Source organism: Novosphingobium umbonatum (assembly GCF_004005905.1).
Lineage (GTDB): Bacteria > Pseudomonadota > Alphaproteobacteria > Sphingomonadales > Sphingomonadaceae > Novosphingobium > Novosphingobium umbonatum.
Window position 1 is genome coordinate 1 of record NZ_SACO01000040.1, and the last position, 1,377, is coordinate 1,377.

The 1,377-nt window shown below is 60.9% G+C and carries 2 pseudogenes; both read left to right on the plus strand.

From position 1 onward, the window contains the following. Nucleotides 1-284: pseudogene (locus EOE18_RS18565) on the plus strand (TetR/AcrR family transcriptional regulator); the annotation flags it as partial. Between the two features lie 77 nt (nt 285-361). Continuing rightward, nucleotides 362-1,272, plus strand: a pseudogene (locus EOE18_RS18170) (IS3 family transposase); the annotation flags it as partial. Nucleotides 1,273-1,377 lie beyond the last annotated feature (105 nt).

The following is a 1,377-nucleotide window of genomic DNA, read 5'->3' on the forward strand; positions in this document are numbered from 1 at the left end:
TGCGCGCGAGCGTCGATCCGCTGGTCGCCGCTACGGGTAAAACGTCCTATGCTGCCACCGCCAATTCGGTCAAAGAAGCTCTGCTTCTCCACGCCAGCCGCATTGCCCAACCAGATCCCCTGCGTGCCGTGGATAGCTTGTTTCGCGTCCTCTATGCCTCGATCGCCCGCTATCTGGGTTTCGGATCGGCGACCACTGCGGCGTGGGAAGGCGATTGGGAAGTGTTGAAGCAGGATCTGGCGCGCATGATGGCGGCTTTTCTCGTCACCGCTCCGGTGGTCTGAATGAAAAAGGGGGTGACCTGCCCCCCGAAAGTTCCCTCATTCTGATGTAGAGTCTGCCATCTGGAAGGAGCAGACGCATGAGGAAGAGCCGTTTCACCGAGGCGCAGATTATCGGGATGATCAAAGAGCAGGAGGCCGGTCTGCCGACTGTGGAGATTTGCCGCAAACATGGTCTGAGCACGGCGACGTTCTACAAGCTGAAGGCCAAATACGGCGGATTGGAGGTGTCGGATGCCCGCCGCCTGCGCCAGCTTGAGGACGAGAACGGCAAGCTGAAGCGCTTGCTGGCGGACAGCATGCTCGACAACGCGATCCTGAAGGACTTGCTGGGAAAAGTCTGACGACACCGGGCCAGCGGCGGGACGCGGTGCTGCGGGTGTTGCGGGACTATGATGTCTCGCAACGCCGGGCCTGCCGGCTGATTGGTGTCGATCCCAAGACTGTTCGGCGCGAACGCCAACCGGACCACAGCGCCATCCGCGATACCATGAAGGAGGTTGCGGGCAAGCGTCGTCGCTTCGGCTACCGGCGGATCGGCATCATGCTCGAGCGTCAGGGGATGATCATGAATCACAAGAAGCTCTACCGGCTTTATCGGGAGGAAGGCTTGTCAGTGCGCCGGCGTCGCGGACGCAAACGGGCGCGGGGCAGCCGTACACCGATGCCCGTGCCGCTGGCGCCGGGGGCACGCTGGTCGATGGACTTCGTATCGGACACGTTCGGCGCATCGCGCAAGTTCCGGATTCTGGCCATCAATGATGACTGTTGCCGCGAAAACCTGTGCCTGATCGCGGACACCAGCATATCCGGCGCCCGCGTGGCGCGCGAACTCGACACTTTGGTGCGCCTTTATGGCAAACCGGCTTGCATTGTCAGTGATAATGGGACCGAATTCACCAGTCGGGCGATCCTGGAATGGGCCGCCAGAAACCAGATCGAGTGGCACTACATCGATCCCGGCAAGCCCTGGACTTGTAACGGCTTTGTGCCGGTCACCTATCTCACTATGCCACCTTGGCCTCGAATGCGAGGGGGCTGATGCCGCCCAGATATGAATGGCGCCTACGTGGGTTGTAGAAGCCGTTGATGTACT